The 15792-nt window shown below is 68.1% G+C and carries 19 protein-coding genes and 1 pseudogene; 8 read left to right on the plus strand and 12 right to left on the minus strand.

The window, feature by feature from the left end; all coding sequences use genetic code 11:
- Positions 1-193: 193 nt before the first annotated feature.
- Positions 194-664, minus strand: a complete 471-nt coding sequence (locus APR04_RS04820) for a heavy metal-responsive transcriptional regulator (RefSeq protein ID WP_253868264.1) — start codon at positions 662-664, stop codon at positions 194-196.
- 56 nt (positions 665-720) lie between these two features.
- On the opposite strand from APR04_RS04820, the gene APR04_RS04825 reads away from it, so the two are divergent.
- From APR04_RS04825 to merB, 4 genes are all read left to right on the plus strand, one after another.
- Positions 721-1020 carry a thioredoxin family protein gene (locus APR04_RS04825; RefSeq protein ID WP_253868265.1) on the plus strand — a complete coding sequence of 100 codons (300 nt, stop codon included), beginning with the start codon at positions 721-723 and terminating at the stop codon, positions 1018-1020.
- Between the two features lie 76 nt (positions 1021-1096).
- Positions 1097-2449: a dihydrolipoyl dehydrogenase family protein gene (locus APR04_RS04830; protein WP_253868266.1), complete on the plus strand. Its 1353-nt coding sequence runs from the start codon at positions 1097-1099 to the stop codon at positions 2447-2449.
- 61 nt (positions 2450-2510) lie between these two features.
- Complete coding sequence (locus APR04_RS04835; RefSeq protein WP_253868267.1) at positions 2511-2957, plus strand: MerR family transcriptional regulator; 447 nt, start codon at positions 2511-2513, stop codon at positions 2955-2957.
- An 89-nt stretch (positions 2958-3046) separates the two neighbouring features.
- Positions 3047-3736, plus strand: a complete 690-nt coding sequence (gene merB, locus APR04_RS04840) for an organomercurial lyase MerB (RefSeq protein ID WP_253868268.1) — start codon at positions 3047-3049, stop codon at positions 3734-3736.
- A 129-nt stretch (positions 3737-3865) separates the two neighbouring features.
- On the opposite strand, the gene APR04_RS04845 is transcribed toward merB, so the two are convergent.
- The 7 genes and pseudogenes from APR04_RS04845 to APR04_RS30935 all read right to left on the minus strand — a co-directional run.
- A complete protein-coding gene (locus tag APR04_RS04845; RefSeq protein ID WP_253868269.1) occupies positions 3866-4357 on the minus strand; it encodes a YdeI/OmpD-associated family protein in 492 nt (163 codons plus the stop codon).
- 62 nt (positions 4358-4419) lie between these two features.
- A complete protein-coding gene (locus APR04_RS04850; protein WP_253868270.1) occupies positions 4420-5769 on the minus strand; it encodes a site-specific integrase in 1350 nt (449 codons plus the stop codon).
- 389 nt (positions 5770-6158) lie between these two features.
- The gene (locus APR04_RS04855; RefSeq protein ID WP_253868271.1) at positions 6159-6482 is read right to left on the minus strand and encodes a helix-turn-helix domain-containing protein; all 324 of its coding nucleotides are present in this window, start codon (positions 6480-6482) and stop codon (positions 6159-6161) included.
- Positions 6483-6486: 4 nt separating this feature from the next.
- Entirely contained in the window at positions 6487-7566 is a 1080-nt protein-coding gene (locus tag APR04_RS04860; protein WP_253868272.1) for a tyrosine-type recombinase/integrase, read from the minus strand.
- Positions 7567-7825: 259 nt separating this feature from the next.
- Entirely contained in the window at positions 7826-8707 is an 882-nt protein-coding gene (locus APR04_RS04865; RefSeq protein WP_253868273.1) for an EamA family transporter, read from the minus strand.
- A gap of 39 nt (positions 8708-8746) precedes the next feature.
- Positions 8747-9118, minus strand: a complete 372-nt coding sequence (locus APR04_RS30930) for a cupin domain-containing protein (RefSeq protein ID WP_308292321.1) — start codon at positions 9116-9118, stop codon at positions 8747-8749.
- Positions 9119-9212: 94 nt separating this feature from the next.
- Positions 9213-9383: pseudogene (locus APR04_RS30935) on the minus strand (helix-turn-helix domain-containing protein); the annotation flags it as partial.
- Positions 9384-9416: 33 nt separating this feature from the next.
- Here APR04_RS30935 and APR04_RS04875 point away from each other — a divergent pair.
- The 4 genes from APR04_RS04875 to APR04_RS04890 all read left to right on the plus strand — a co-directional run bounded on the left by APR04_RS04875 (position 9417) and on the right by APR04_RS04890 (position 12682).
- Positions 9417-10427, plus strand: coding sequence for a hypothetical protein (locus APR04_RS04875; RefSeq protein ID WP_253868274.1), 1011 nt, complete (start codon positions 9417-9419; stop codon positions 10425-10427).
- 314 nt (positions 10428-10741) lie between these two features.
- On the plus strand, positions 10742-11503 hold the full coding sequence (locus tag APR04_RS04880) for a CHRD domain-containing protein (protein WP_253868275.1): 762 nt from the start codon (positions 10742-10744) through the stop codon (positions 11501-11503).
- Positions 11500-12249, plus strand: coding sequence for a class F sortase (locus tag APR04_RS30940; RefSeq protein WP_253868276.1), 750 nt, complete (start codon positions 11500-11502; stop codon positions 12247-12249). The genes APR04_RS04880 and APR04_RS30940 overlap by 4 nt, the downstream gene beginning before the upstream one ends.
- Positions 12250-12439: 190 nt before the next feature.
- On the plus strand, positions 12440-12682 hold the full coding sequence (locus APR04_RS04890; RefSeq protein WP_253868277.1) for a DUF4193 domain-containing protein: 243 nt from the start codon (positions 12440-12442) through the stop codon (positions 12680-12682).
- Positions 12683-12836: 154 nt separating this feature from the next.
- Here APR04_RS04890 and APR04_RS04895 read toward each other — a convergent pair whose 3' ends face one another.
- The 4 genes from APR04_RS04895 to APR04_RS04910 form a co-directional block, all read right to left on the minus strand.
- Positions 12837-13784, minus strand: a complete 948-nt coding sequence (locus APR04_RS04895) for a ferritin-like domain-containing protein (protein ID WP_253868278.1) — start codon at positions 13782-13784, stop codon at positions 12837-12839.
- A gap of 221 nt (positions 13785-14005) precedes the next feature.
- The gene (locus APR04_RS04900; RefSeq protein WP_253868279.1) at positions 14006-14878 is read right to left on the minus strand and encodes a potassium channel family protein; all 873 of its coding nucleotides are present in this window, start codon (positions 14876-14878) and stop codon (positions 14006-14008) included.
- Positions 14879-14945: 67 nt separating this feature from the next.
- Positions 14946-15155: a helix-turn-helix domain-containing protein gene (locus APR04_RS04905; protein ID WP_253868280.1), complete on the minus strand. Its 210-nt coding sequence runs from the start codon at positions 15153-15155 to the stop codon at positions 14946-14948.
- Positions 15155-15649 (minus strand): DUF2975 domain-containing protein, encoded by a 495-nt coding sequence (locus APR04_RS04910; RefSeq protein WP_253868281.1) that lies wholly within the window; start codon positions 15647-15649, stop codon positions 15155-15157. Before APR04_RS04910 ends, APR04_RS04905 begins: the two co-directional genes overlap by 1 nt.
- Positions 15650-15792: the final 143 nt, after the last annotated feature.

Raw genomic sequence — 15792 nt, forward strand, 5'->3', positions numbered from 1 at the left:
ACCTCGACGCTCCGGCGACTCGCTCCCAAACAGAGAGGCATCCGCAACAGGTCGTTCCTGGTCCAGGCCCAGTTCCACCCCAACGAAGCACGGCTCTTCGAGACCGGCCCCCGAGCCAGCGGCGTCTCCCGCGAGTTCAGCAATTCTGAAGGCGGTTCGAGGCGGAACTCGCGGGTATAGCACTGATACCAGCCTACTTTGGCGGCGAGTTCCCGTAAGAGGTGGGTCTCGAGGTGTCAGCAGCGCGGTGCCCTGGGCCCGGTCCACTGCCGCGGGTGAGGATGTGGCAGATGTCGGTGTCGGTGCAGTCGGCGGGGTCGAGGTCGTTGCTGCGTGCGACGAGGTGTTCCAGCTCGTGTTCAAGGGCGGCGAGCTCGGCCTGTCGGGCGTGGACGGCGTCGAGCTTGGTGCGCAGCACGTTTGTCACATGGGTACAGGGTCGGTGGCCGTTGTCTCGCAGTTCGACGATGCTGCCGATCTCGACCAGGGTCAGGCCCGCTGCCTGGGCGTTGCGGATGAACTGAACACGGGCGAGGGCCGTGTCGTCGTAGGCGCGGTAGCCGTTGGCTTGGCGGCGCGGCTGGGGCAGGAGGCCCTGGCGTTCGTAGAACCGGATGGTCTGGGCGGGCAGGCCTACGGTGTCGGCGAGTTCTCCGATCAGCATCTGTTTAATCTACGCCCTTGACCTTGCAGTGCGGTGCAAGGTTTACGGTCGTTGGTATGGAGATCGTGCTGCAGTACTTCGACGGGTGCCCGAACTGGAAGGTCGCCCAGGAACATCTCGAGGTCATCGCTGCCGAGCGGCCGGATATCACGGTGACTCGTCAGCTCGTCGAGACGTTCGACCAGGCCGAGCGGGTCGGTTTCCGTGGATCGCCGAGCATCCTGGTGGACGGCTCTGATCCGTTCGCCGACTCGGATGCCGGTATCGGGCTGGCGTGCCGCATCTATCAGACGCCGGACGGCCCGACCGGTGCTCCCACGCTCCGCCAGCTGCGCGCGGCACTCGAGCGTCCCTGAGATCCCGACACCGCCCACCTCGACCGATGCCCCGGTGGACCGCCCGGACCCGGGGTTGTCGAAGCAAGGAGAAGTTATGACCACGAGGTATGACCTGATAGTGATAGGTGCCGGCATGGCCGGGATCGCCGCGGCGCACAAGTGTGCGTCTCAAGGCTGGACAGTCGCGATCGTCGACGAACTGCCCTACGGAGGCACCTGCGCCCTGCGCGGCTGCGACCCGAAGAAGATCCTGCGGCGTGGTGCCGAGATCGTCGATGCCGCGCGTCTGATGCGCGGCAAGGGCATCAACGCTGCTGGCCTGTCGATCAACTGGGCCGACCTGGTGGCCCACAAGCACGGCTTCACCGACCCGGCCCCACGAAAAGCCGAGGACGGCTTAGCGCACAACGGTGTGACCACGCTGCACGGCCCGACCACGTTCACCGGCCAGAACCGGGTCGAGGTCGACGGTCGACCCTACGAAGCGGCGCGATTCCTCATCGCCACCGGAGCGCGTCCCCGGCCGCTCGACCTGCCCGGCCACGAGCACATGCTCGACAGCTCCCAGTTCATGGACCTCAAGGAGCTCCCGAAGCGGATCTTGTTCGTCGGTGGCGGGTTCATCTCTTTCGAGTTCGCCCACATCGCGGCGCGCGCCGGTGCCAGGCCGGTGATCATCGACCGTGGCCCGCGGCCGTTGAAGGGCTTCGACCCGGACCTGGTGGAGCTCCTGGTCAACCGGGGCGCCGCCGCTGGTGTCGAGGTGCGGCGCGCCACTACGGTCACCCGTATCGATAAGACCGCCACGGGCCACCGGGTCACCCTCGAGCGGGCTGGGACGACGGAGTCGGCCGAGTACGACCTGGTGGTGCACGGCGCCGGACGGATCCCCGACCTGTCCCGGCTCGCCCTGGACACCGCCGGCGTCGCTTGGGGTGCCCGCGGCGTCACCGTGGCCGGCCACCTGCAAAGCATCACCAACCCGGCCGTCTATGCCGCCGGCGACTCGGCGGACACAGCGGGCATGCCGCTGACCCCGGTCGCCGTGATCGAGAGCAAAGTCGCCGCCTCGAACATGCTGAAGAACGCGACGACCGTGCCCGACTACACCGGGATCCCGACCGCGGTGTTCACGATTCCCGAGCTGGTCCGGGTCGGCATGCTCGAACACGAGGCCCGGGATCAGGGCCTGGACATCGAGGTCCGCTACCGAGACACCAGCGGCTGGTACTCCAACTACCGGACCGGGGAGAGCACCGCGGCGAGCAAGGTCCTCGTCGACCGCGCCACCGACCAGATCGTGGGCGCGCACCTGCTCGGACCGGAGTACGGCGAGCTGGTCAACACCCTGGGGCTGGCGATGAAGCTCGGGCTGACCACCCGCCAGCTCAAGTCGACCACGGCTGCCTACCCCACGGTCGGGTCCGACCTCGGCTCCATGCTCTGACAACACTTCGACGCGGGCTGCGCGGGTGGGCGAGAACAGATAGGACACAGGGAGGACAACGATGACGAGCAGCGTGCTCCGGGACCACATGACCGTCGGTGAACTCTCTGGCCGCACGGGCGTGTCGGTCAAGAACCTGCGGCAGTACACCGACTGGGGGCTGATCTACTCCGTCGGGCGCTCCGCGACCGGTTACCGCCTCTTCGACGACGAGGCCCTGTGGTGCGTCGAGCTGATCGGCCTGCTGCGCGGCCTCGGCCTGACCATCGCCGAGATCCGCGACCTCACCCACACCCTGACCCACCCGCCGCATCAGGGCCAGGGTGCGGGAACGCTGCTGGCGCAGCGACTGCGCCAGTCTCGGGCACGTATCGAGGACCGGATCAGTGAGCTGCAGCAGACGCTGGCCCGGATCGACGCCTACGAGAGCGATCACCTGGCCGAGCTGACCGGCCAGAGCGAGGCCTGCTGGGCGCGTGGTCCTCGGCCCTGCCAGGACTGTGCGTGACGTGCTTGACCGTCACCCCGGGGGCAGACCGTAGCGTCGCGGCCACAGGAACAGCACGACAGCTGACCCAGTCCAGAAGGGTGATCGAGATGAGCGACGAGCAGATCCAGGCAGGCGTGCAGAAGCTGACCGGAGTCGTGAATGCGAATCTGGGGATGACGGACATGTTCTGCCGCCTGTGGCGGCTGCTGGCAGAGACCGGCCAGCCGGTGTCCATGGCGGAGCTGGCCGGCGCCGGCGGGTGGCCGGTCGAGAAGGTGCAGGCCGAGCTCGAACGCCAGCCAGGGACCGACTGGGCCGAGGATGGCCGTGTCGCCGGGTTCGGGCTGACGCTGCGGCCCACACCTCACGCGTTTACGTTCGAGGACCGGACGGTATACGGGTTCTGCGCCACCGACGTCGTCAACTTCCCCCTCATCCTCGGACGCGCCGGCGTCGTCGAATCCACGTGCCCGGCCACCGGGCAGCGCATCCACGTCGAGCTCAGCCCCGACGGCGTGCTCAAGGTGGATCCGCCCCAGGCGGTCGTATCGAAGGTGCACCTGACCCGCGCCGTGGCGAACATCCGGGACCTGTGCGATCTGGGCCACTTCTTCAGCTCACCGCAGGCGGCCGAAGGCTGGCTGACCGCGCACCCCGACGACCAGATCGTCCCCGTCATCGAGGAGTTCGAGGTCGGCCGACGTGCGATGGACGAGCTGGGCTGGATCGCACCCGCGACGAACACACGAACCAGTGCCAGCGCAGCGACAGCGGCCAACCCATCGGCCTGCTGCTAAACACTGCTCATGAGCTGAGCCGATACCGACCCGGGACCGCGAGTAGCGCACCGCTACGATCCGGCCCCCACCACAGTTCAGCGAGCTACTCCGGGGACCCGTCCGCAGATGGTGGCCACGGGATGCTGATCACTGCGGGCTCATTCCTTTCGGGCGTTCCTTCTGTCCGTCCTGGAGCAGGCGAACGACCTCGGCGACCCGCACCGGGCGCTGGTCGGGTCGGCGCTTGGTCGCCTCGATCCAGCGCAGATAAGCCTTGCGGTAGAACTGGGCCAGCGAGTCGAAGTAGGCACCGGCGTCGGGGACAGCGTCCAAGGCGGCGGCGAAGTCCGCGGACAGGTCGGTGCGCTGGGGCCCCTCGGGGACAAGGAGCACCTGCGCGTTGTCGCCGGTGGTGAGCCGCGCGTCCCGGCACCACGCCGGCCCCAGGACGAGCACGGTCCCGTCCGTAGTCTGGTCGAGCACGCCCCGCAGCCCGTGACCGTTCAACGTTCCGGTGACGTGATGGCGTGGCTTGGCGCCCCAGGCCGTGTCGGGTTCGAACGGAACAGGCACGTGGGTGCGCCCGCTTGCATCGATCTGCACCACGGCCATGAACCGCTTGGCTCGCTCAGGCGCCACCAGACCACGGTATCGGGGCCACGGTGCAGTGGCCGTCTCAGCTGACGTTCGGCCAGTGTGCTTCAGGGGCGGCTGCGGGGTTTCGCGGGTGCCGGGCCGGGTCCGACGGTGTGGGTGTAGCGCTGGGCGGCTTCGATGCTGAGGCCGAACAGGTCGCACAGGGCTCGTAGGTCGCCGCCGTTGGCGTGGGCCTCGGCCAGGATGCGGTCCTCGCGCAGGGCTTGTGGGCGCAGGGTGGTCTTCTTCCAGGGAAAGACGTGGCTGGGCGGCGTCAGCCGACCAGCGGTGAACTGGGTGAGGAACAGGTGCGGGTTGATCGTGTGCGGCCAGCGGCCCGCTCGGTAGTCGAGCCAGGCGGTCAGGCGCACCCGGACTGGGCCGGCCAGCGGGATGCTGCGGCCTGGCAGGGTCAGTCGGCCGTCGATGATGTCCGTCAGCTGCAGGTGGCGGACCTGGTGGCCGGTCAGGGCGTGGAACGCGACCAGGGCCACACCCAGCGCTGTCGCGGGGTCCGGGAAAGCCAGAGCGTCGCGGATCGCGGCGGTGTCCAAAGGCAGGGGCATGTTGCTTGGCCCCGGCCCGGTCGTCAGCCCGCGAGTCGGGTCAATGAAGATCATCCGGCGAGCCTTCAGCGTCTTGAACAGCGATCGCATCCGCGTCACGGCCGGCACCCTCTTCGCCGTGGCGGACGGGATCGCGGCGATGATGTCGTCGCTGGTGATCTCGGCCAGGGTGGTGACGCCGGCCTGGGCCCATGCGGTGACGATCGGGACGATCGCCAGGATCTTGACGCGTGCGGTGGCCGGGTCTCGTCCGCGCTGTCGCGGGGCCTGTTTCGACCCGTCCAGCATGACCCGCAGCCAGGTCTCCAGCTCGGTGCGCATGGGTTCGGGCAGCAGCCTGGTCCGGGAGGCGAAGTAGACCTCGACGCGTAGTGGGCGGTCATCGATGAGCAAGCCGGCGGCGGCCAGCACGTCCAGGGTCGACGCGATGTTGCCGTCGTAGGCGGGCAGCACCAGCACATCGGTCGCCCGGATCTTCTCATCCGGGGCGCCGCGCAGGGTCTGCAGCAGCCGCAGGGAACGGACCACGTCGTTGCGCCGCGGCGCGCTCCAGCCGAACTTCTCGGCATGCTCGAGCACGACCTGGTGGCAGTACCTGGTCAGCTCGCCGTCCTCCCAGGCCGCCCGCGCCCGCACGACCTCGGGATCTGGGGCCATGTCGAACAGGGCGAGCTGCACGCCCACAGCCGGAGTGAACGTACCGGTCGGTGGGCTGGGACGTCGACGAGGCCGGTGTGGGCGCAGCCGTGGGGTTCTGCGCCGGTGGAAGTGCATGTTCGCGAAGAACATCTGCTGGCCGTGCTTGTTCGCTCCAACCAGGTCCAGGGCGCGGCCGGGTTCCTGGAGCATGCGGGCCTGCTCGAGGCACAACCGGCACGCCCCGGATTCGCCGAGCCGGGCGGTGCGCCCGCAGTAGTCGCACTGGCCCTCGGGGAAGTGCTGACGCCACCAGCGGCAAGTCCAGCACAGCCAGTTGTGGTGGCGGTAGACGCCCCAGGCTAGGCAGTCCTTGCAGGAGGAGAGGAACAGCGGTGCGCCGGGGTGGCAGCGGTCGCACAGGCCCTGGCTGAAGTAGCGGTCCGAGCCGCAGGCACGGCACGGCGGTGGCGTGGCGGGGCCGCCCGGCAGGCAGTCGTAGCAGTAGTCGACCCGCGGCTTGCTCCAAGCGACGCGGTTGGTTGCGCACTCGATGCATTTCGGCGGTGGTCGTAGCGCGGCCGACGGCCCGGCAGCCGGGCTCACAACGGCGGGTCAGAACGCGGTCTGCCGAACCGGGGCGTGACTACCGATGCCGATCCACCGGCGGTTCGCTCCGCCTCCTCGGGACGGCGGCGTGCGGCAGCCTTGTCTGGCTCGGGGATGAGGAGCTCAGCCGGATCGCAGTCCAGGACCAGGCAGACCACGTCGAGGTCGTCCAACCGCACCGTAGTCGGGGTGCCCGTCCACAGGCCGGACATCTTGCCCGCGCTGATCTCCAGGCCTGCCTCTGCCAGCAGCCGGCGCAGCTCGTTCGACTTCCAGATGCCGCGCTCGGCGGCCTTCATCCGCAGGTTCCACTTCATAGGCTCACACCGTCCCTCCGAATCGGGTCTCCAGCCGGCGGTTCGCGCTTGCCCACGCCTGCTCGACGTGGTCGCTGGAGACATGGATGTACCGCGTCGTGGTCGAGAGCCACTCGTGCCCCAGAACGTCCTGGATCGCCTTGAGGTCCATCCCTGCCCCGTACAGCGACGAAGCGCAGTAGTGGCGCAGCACGTGGGGCCCCATCCGACCGGCCCACGCCGGTAAGAACAGCACTGTGCTGGTCTTGAGCCCGTGCCGCAGCACGTCGTCGCTCGCCCGGGCGCACCGCCCGGTCTCCCGGTCGCGCCGTTCTGACGGCAGCATCGGCGCATCCGGATCAGACCAGTCCTCGCGGAACTGGTGACGCACCTCCGCCAACCACCAGTCGATCAGCTTGTCCGCGCCGTTGATCGCCGGAACCAGCCGCTGCTTGGGACCCCGGCCGCGACTGCCCTTGCCGAACCGAACGTGCAGCTTTCCCGCCACCCCGAGGTCCGGACGCCAGTCCCGGATGTCCAGGCCGACCGTCTCACCGATGCGCAAGCCAAGCCGTCGCCACAATGAGGCCGCGAGGTAGTCCCGTGCAGCAGGCAGATACTTCCGTGCCTGCGCCACCGACAGCCGCCACCCGGTGAACAGCTCGTCAACCTCGAGGTCAGAGGGCGGAACCCGCACCCGGCTCAGCGCCGAGCCGGACTGCCGGTTGAACTCGTCGATCGGCTGCTCGACGACGAACCCAGTGACCGCGTGCAGATCGCCCTGGTAACGGGCGATCACGAAGTCGTAGAACTGCGCGAGCATGCCCGCCTTACCAGCGCGCGTGCTCGCAGCCCGCCCTGCACGACGCAGTCCTGCCAGGTACCGGTCCGCATCGTCCGTCGTCGCCGACCACAACGGACCGGTCAAGCACCGGCGGAACTCGAACACGACCGCCCGCGACGACGCCACATGCCCATCGGTCAGACCCGCTGCGCACATCGCCAGCGCGTACTGATCGACCAGTTCCTGCTCGAAGTCCTCGACATCCTGCTCACCGCGCAAAGCGCGCGGTGAGCCGATGTTGCGCACCACGGCGAGGCTCACACCGCCGCCAGTTCGCTCGGACGAGTCATCTCCGCATCATTGCCGAGATTTGTTCAGGATTCCTGACGACACGCCAGAATTTCCGTCCCATTGAGATCCGACCGCCCACCTGCGGCGCAGGCACCACGCGGCAGGGCAAGCCAGATCGAACTCGCGGCAGTAGAGACATTCCCGTGGGTTCAGGAATTCCGACTCATGAATCGGCATGAACTCACGGTGTGATCCTTGCCCAGGGCGCGATCATGCGCTGTCTTCTGCCCTAGAGCTTCGGGTCCGCCGGTCTGGGCTCTCGGGTGCGGGTGCCGCCACGTTGGGCGCCCGCGCCAGCGAGGACGACGAGCACGATCCCGCCGATCTGGAGCAGGGAGGGCGTCTGGTGGAGCACAATCAGGCCGAGGGCTACCCCGAACGCGGGCTCGACGGCCATGAGGGTGCCGAACGCGGTGTGCGTCATCCGCCGCAGGGCGAGCATCTCGAGGCCGAACGCGGCCACCGGAGCCAGAAGCGCGAGCCCTGCCGCGATCAGGAGCACCTGCCAGTCCAGGTGCCCGACGGCCTGCGGCACGCCGAGGAGAGCGGCCACGACCGCCGCGACAGGGATGGTGATCGACAGGCCGCTGATCCCCGAGAATCGGTCCCCGACCCGCTGCGTCAGCACGATGTAGACGCCCCAGCCGGTACCGGCGAGCACCGCGAACCCGATTCCGGCGAGGTTGACCTCGCCGTTCCAGGGCTCGGTCATCAGCACCACCCCGCCCAGGGCGAGCAGGGGCCAGGCCAGCATCCGCCGGTTGCGGCTGCGGAGCGCGGCGACGGTCAACGGACCCAGGAACTCGATCGCGACTGCGGTGCCGAGCGGGATGTGATCGATCGCGGCGAGGAACGCGGTCGACATCAGCCCGGTCGCCACGCCCAGCGCGAGCAGCACGGGCACGTCACGGCGCCGGACGAGACGGAGCGGGGGCCGGGCGATCAGGAGCAGGACGATCGCGCCCATGCTCAACCGCAGCCAGGCAGTTCCGGCCGGCCCGACCTGCTCGATGAGCCCGACGGAGAGCGCAGAGCTGAGTTGCACCGCCAGCATCGCCGCGCCTGCCCACATCCAGGGCGGCATCGCGGTCCTCGCGTGCTGACTGGTCATGACGTCGCGATCAGGACGACACTCAGCGGCGAGGCCTGGTCAAGCATGGTTGGTCTCCGTTCGGTGCCTGGGGCCGACGCCAGGTTGGTAGACGGTCATTGAGAAACGGGTGACGGCGTCCGCGGGGTTGGCGTAGGAGTGCGGTTCGTCCCCGGTGAACGTCAGCGCGTCCCCGGCCGCGAGGGTGAACGCTTCATCAGCCACCGTGACGACGAGGACGCCGTCGAGCACTTCAAGGAGCTCCTGCGTACCTGAGGTGTGGGCCTCGCTGGTGTGCGCCTCTCCCGGCGCGAGGGTCCAGTCCCACAGCTCCACGACGTCCGGTGGCTCGGTCCCGGCGACGAGGACACCTCGCCCGCCGGCGTCCCCGCTCCACAGCACAGCGCCCTCCCCGGCACGGGTGACCTTCACACGATCTTGCTGGGGAGGCTCGACCAACCGCGGGAAGGCCGATACCTAGTGCGTCACTCAGGCGCAGGAGGGTACCGATGCTCGGGTTCACCGCTCCCTGCTCGACCTTGACGACCATACGGCGGCTCACACCCGCAGCCTCGGCCAGCACGTCCAGCGTCCAACCGCGAGCCGTTCGCTCATCTCGCACTCGCGCGCCGATCACGGTAGCCAGCGAGTCTGTATCCAAGCCGATCGGTGCATCATAATGCACTGGCGAGTGCACTATGAATGTGCGTGGTTCCGCACCGTCGTCGCTGTGCCGTCCTTAGCCCGGTTCCTCGACACGTCCGGGGCGCTCTGGTTCGATGACGGGGTGGTGACGCACCTCACGTGGGAGCTGGACGCCAGGAGATCCATCGAGCCGAGCCCGATAGCGTCGCGTTCCTCCCGGCACGGCTCGACGGGTCTGGCATCGGTCTGGGAAGAACTTCCGGCGTCGACCAAGGTCACCTGCCTCACCTTGCCACCGTGCGGGATTGCCCTCTCGTTCCTGGGTGTTGTCGGGGACCTCCGCGGCTGGTGGGAGGGCTTCGGCTTCGCAGCAAACCTGCTGTCGTCGCTGACCGGGCTGATGTTCGCGGTGCCGTTCGCTCTCGTCGTGGTCGGCCGGCTCGCGGAACATCAGGACGACGTCGTCGAGCAGCGCCGTGTCACCCGAATCTCTCGCCGCGAATGGGACCTGGTTGAGGCTGCCTGGAGCGAGGCGGCACGCCTGGCGCCCCACCTGCTGGACCTCTGCAAGGCGCGTGCCCTGCCGCCTGACGACCGATTCACACAGGCAGTCCGTTTCACACATCTCAGCAGGCAGCTCAGCATGCACTTGTCCCAGGTATCCACGCGGTGCGAGCAGCTCCCGGCACGATGGGAGTCCGCCGAGGTCGGGCTCAACCAGCGACGCGTCGAGGTCGGCTTCAACCCGCTCCCACCGTCGTGCGCGACTTTTTTGAACGCGGCCGCCGACGAATTCGTAGCGCTCCACGCGGCGTGCCGGGAGGAGCCGTCCTCCGGGGTCCTTGAGCGGGCCGGGGCCGCACTCCAAGCTCTGGAGTCGATGGGGTTGGCGGGCGACATGGGCGGGCTCGAACCACTGCAACAGACCCTGCTGTTCGACCGGGCACCGAGGTCCCTCGGCGCCCGGCCCAACCCGTCGGCGGATTCGTACGAGAACTTCGGACGGCTTCTGCAGAGATCACCCCGGCCACTTCCACGCGTCTCCCTCCGTTCCGAGGTTCGCACGCAACTGCCCTCACGTGCCGCCCCGTCCTGACGGGCCTCCACGTTCCGGCGCGCGAGCCTGCGCACACGGCCCACTGCTGGCTCTCCTCTGGCAAGAACAGAATTTCGCTGTATAAGCGCGCCACGAACAGCCACTCGAAAACGACATATAAAGAGCATTCGGATTGCCGGTGACCCTGGGGATCAATTTTGCACTGAAATGCATGACCTGATCTGCGGTTCAGCACCCAGCCCCTTGATAGCTGAAGGGATTCGGCATGCGAGCACAGGAACGACGTTCTAATTTGACTTGTCATTGTTCGCTCAGGCGGCACGTTGTCGTCGGCATACAGGAGGACTTGTTACATGCGCACGTCACGAATCGCTACCCTCGCCGCCACCGCGGCTCTCGTCGGCCTGCCCCTGGCGGCCGGGCCCGCCATCGCCAACGCTCAGGACGGCGGTGAGCTCACCGCCGAGCTCAGCCAGCTCAACGACTCGGGTGCCTCCGGCACCGCATGGGCCATGGTCGACGGCAACCAGGTCGAGATCAGCCTCGAGACCGAGGGGCTGCTCGACGGTGCACCGCACGCCCAGCACATCCACATCGGCGGGCAGAACATGTGCCCGGCGAACGACCAGGAGGGCAACGGCTTCGAGGGCGCCCTGCAGACCAGTGACGGGGCCGACGAGTACGGCGCCATCGCGGTCTCGCTGACGAAGGAGCCGGGCATGACCGGCGCCGAGCACGGGCTCGACGTCGACAACTTCCCGGCCGAGGCCAGCTACACCTACTCGCGGACCATCGAGGTCTCCGAAGAGGTAGCCCAGCAGATCGCCGCCGGCGACGGTGTGGTCGTCGTCCACGGTGTCGACCACGACGGCTCCGGCAAGTACGACGGCGACACGAAGTCGGACCTCGACCCGGCCCTGCCGTCCGAGGCGACCGACCCGGCCGCCTGCGGTGAGCTCAACGCTGCTCAGATGAGCATGCCGCACGGTGGCGTCGAGACCGGTGGCACCAGCAAGCCAGGCATCGAGTACCCGACCGCGCTCGCATTCGGCACCCTGGCCCTGGGCCTCGGCGGTCTCGGCCTCTTCGCCGCCCGTCGCCGCGCCACCAAGTGACGCACACGAATCCTGGGCAGAACGTCGCACGCCGCCGCCGCCACACAGTGGTGGTGGCGGTGTGCGCCGCCCTGATCGTCGTCGGTGGCGGAGCCGTCACGTGGGCCGCGACCCAGCAGGTCGAGGCACCACCAGCACCCCCAGCGGCCAGCAGCACGACGCAGGAGGAATCCTCCGCGTCGAGCACCGCTCCGCAGGATGCGGCCACCCAGCCGTCGGCCTCCGCGCCGTCGACGCCGAAAGCCGCTGCCGAGAGCTCGTCCCCAGCACCCGGAGTGCAGCCGCTGTCCGCGTCACCGCCCGTCGCGGTACGCATCCCGGGCATCGACGTCGAGTCGCCGATCCACGGGCTCGGCCTCGACGCAGAGGGCAAGCTCCAGGTCCCCACCGGGGAGCGCTACAACGAGGTCGCGTGGTACGACGGGTCGCCGACGCCCGGAGAGGTCGGCCCCGCCGTCCTGGAGGGGCACGTCACCGGGACCGGCTACGCTCCCTCGGTCTTCTTCGAGCTGGGCGACACCCGCAAGGGCGACCTCATCGAGGTCGACCGGGCCGACGGCACCACCGCGACCTTCGAGGTGACCGAGGTCAAGAGCACCCCGAAGGACGACTTCCCCCGCATCGACGTCTACGGCGCGACCGACGGCCCGGAACTACGGGTCATCACCTGCGGCGGCACCTTCGACAAGAACGCGGGGCGCCACCTGGACAACGTGATCGTCTTCGCGAAGCTCATCAAGGGCTGACCCACCGAGCGCGGACATCCTCACATCGACCAGCTCTTGTGTCCGGCGACAGACGCCCGAGCCGCACGGCGTGGGTCTCACCAGGCGATTGTCCCCCTCTCAGCACCACGTGCGAGTGAGGGTCCAGGGCGGCATCGTGTGCAACCCAGTAAAGCAGCTTGCTATCGCGCCTACCGCTGGAGAACACCACATGGCAACTGACTACGACGCCCCACGCAAGACCGATGAGGATGTCGAGCAGGACTCGATCCAGGAGCTGCAGGCACGTCAGTCCGACAAGTCCTCGGGCGTTGTGGACGAGGACGAGGCGACCAAACAGCTGCCGCGACAGGCGGACGAGTTCACGTGCTCCAGCTGCTTCCTCGTGCACCACCGCAGCCAGCTGGCCGAGGAGAAGTCCGACCAGCTGGTCTGCACGGAGTGCGCCGCCTGATCCAGGCCCGGGCACCGACGACTGGACGTGGCCTGGACGCAACACGCTGGTCGGGATTCGTCCTGGCGCGTCGTGGTCGCGCGGCTACTTCTGTGATGTCCCTGATCGGCGGCCGAGTGACGTTGACCCACCCGGCCGCCGACCTGGAACGGACTCAGCTGTTGTTGTTGTTCTGGCTGACCCGCAGAGTGCCGTTGACGCTGTTGGGGAAGAAGCCTCCCTGGCTCACCTGGCCGGGGTTCAGGTAGACGATGTTGAGCACCTGGCCCGGGGTCCGGCTGTAGGCGATGCCGCTGGCGTCGGTAGGCACCAGGTTGGCAGCGCCGCGCTTGGTGATTCCCTGATCGAGGTCGGTCGTGCCGTCGAGGCTGTCCCGGGCGTCGGAGATAGCGTTGGCCGCATCGGCGAGACCCTTCTCGAACAGCGCGCTCCGGACCACACCTGCGTGGTAGGCCTCGACGGCCAGGATGCCTGCAGCGGCTTCCAGGTACGTCTTGTTGCTGATCAGCGGCGACGCACCCTTGTAGGCGGTGACGCCGACGTCCTCGAAGATGTAGGCCCCGAGCAAGAAGCTGTTCTCGTCGGCGAACGGGTTGAACGACTGACCAGGGCCGATCAGACCGGCGGCACGCGCCGCGGCGGTGAAGCTGTGCTTCAGATCGATGTTGGGCTGGGCAGCCTTGGCCCCACCCAGCGCCTTGCGCAGGAACGTGACGTGGGCGAGCTCGTCGCCGGCGATCTCCTGCGCGTACTGACGGATCCGCTTCGACTTGAACGGGACCTTCGCCCCTCCGGTGACCTTGCCGATCGAGCCTCGGCCGTCGGTGAGCGAGGCATCGATCCCGCGGCCGGTGGCGGCGTAGGCGTAGAACTGCGCCTCGAGGTACTCCAGCTGGAGGGCGAAGTTGAGGATCGCCTCGTCGCTGATCTTCTTGCCGCTGTTCTCCTTGGCCGCCGCGCTCGGTGCGTCCTGCGCGAGCAGGGCCGCGCCGCCGATGACGCCGAGGCCGCCGACCCCCGCCGCCCGCAGGAAATTGCGACGGTCGGGCTGGCTCGCTGTGCTGCGGCCGATCATCTCGACCACCATCTTCTTTCCGAACATCGTGAACCCCTTGACTCTGATGGATGGAAAAGCACACGCCCGGATGCACAGCGGTCAAGGAGAGGCTCGGATCTACGCTGTCGAGCTCCTGTTCCACCCCGGGGTGCGTAGTGGATTCGGAGCCCTGGGCGTTCCGGATTGGTAGATCACGTTGGCCAGCAGCTGACTACGGCACACGGGCGCCTGCGCACGATGACCGTGGCGCCTTGATCGGCATCTGCTCAGCCGGCACGCTGAGCACGGCCGTAAGCAGCCAGCACGGTCGCCGTCGTCCCTCCGGTGTGCAGGTACCCGGAGTCGAGCACCTCTGCGAGGCCGGCCACACTGACATCGAGCATTCCACCGGCGTGCCGCACCTGTCCCGAGCCGGACTCCTGAGCCGCTGCGGAGAGCTCCAGCACATACCCAGCCATCGCGGCGAGCGAGGTGCTCCCGTGCGGGTCGGCGAAGTAGTAGATGACCTCGTACTGCATGAAGTCCACGCGAATCCGGTCGATACCTGCCGCCAGGTCTCGCAGGATCTGTGCGACCACACCAGGCTCCATGCCGCCAAGGAGCTTCACCGTCCGCATGCGGCAAAGCCCGTGCACGTGCAACGCCACAGCGCGACGCCGCGCCAGCGCAGGGTAGACCTCCAGGATCCACGAGACACCCGCGGAGAGCAGAGCGAAACCGATCAGACCCTCGACAGGAGCCACCAGCCTCAGCCACCAGGCCGCAGGAACCACGTCACCGAAACCGAGCGTGGTCAGCGTGACGACCGAGACATAGAAGGCGTCGACGAAGTCGCTGCGCCGCGTCGGCTCGAGGCTCGTGCTGTAAGAGAACGCCGTCCCCATGTGAGGCCAGTACACCAGGGCCCACCCGAGGACGATGAGCCCTACCCAGACCACCGTCACAACCACCATCGCCGCCGGCCCGCTCAACCTGACCGCACGCGTCCCGAGGCGGTGACAGGACCACCACACGGCGCTGGTCACCACCACGCTGATACGGCCGCGTCCGCTGGGATGCAGCAGAGTCTGGAACACGTCCCGCAGCGCCGCGAGCACGAGGACGACCCCGACCCCGGTCGCCACGACGGTCACGACCACGTCGGCTCACCCCGGCAAGCCGCCCCGAGCTCCGCCTGCGCCACTGGTTCGTCCATGGCGATCCACGCTACTCGTCGGGGACCCACCGCAGCACATCTCCCGGCTGGCAGCCGAGAGCCTCGCAGATCGCGTCGAGCGTCGAGAACCGGACCGCCTTCGCACGGCCGTTCTTCAGCACCGACACGTTGGCCGGACTCAGGCCGATCGCATCGGCGAAGTCGCCGACCGACATCTTCCGCTTGGCCAGGAGCACATCGATCTCGACGACGATCGCCATCAGAGCACGCCGTCCAGCTCGGTCTGTGCGTCCGTCGCCCGTTCGATGAGCCGATGGGTCACGAACACGACACCGAGCAGCGCGACCCCGACCACGGATCCCAGGCCGCTCGCCATCCACAGCCCCAGGTCCCCCATGTCGTCGGGCATCGGGATCCCCACGAACGTCAGGTACACGAAGAAGCCACCGGTGAGCAGCGTCGCGGCGCCGATCGCCGCGCCGATCGTGATCACCCAGGGCTGCGTGCCCGGCCGGAAGAAGGTTCCCGCCTGGGCACGGAACACAAGGGTCCAGAGGGCCGCGAGCGACACCTGCGCGCAGGCGATGAACGCGATCCCGACGGCCAGGAGCGGGGCACGGTAGGGCTCGTACGCCGGAAAGTGCCTGACCTCGTCGGCCGCGATCCCGGGCAGGATCACGGCCTGGGCGAACAGGGCGAGGGCGATCCCGACGAAGATCAGCAGCGTGAGCATGGCAAAGACAATGCGGTTCATACCGCGATTATCGATGCGTATCGCTCGATAGTCAATCGATCCGTGGTGGTATTCGAGCGATGGCGAGCTGTGACCGGATGCTGACCTGCGACTTCATGAAACTGGCCGAAGGCGACACGGTCACCGCCGGAGCCCCGCTCTCC

It is taken from the genome of Promicromonospora umidemergens (assembly GCF_024171995.1).
GTDB classification, from domain to species: domain Bacteria; phylum Actinomycetota; class Actinomycetes; order Actinomycetales; family Cellulomonadaceae; genus Promicromonospora; species Promicromonospora umidemergens.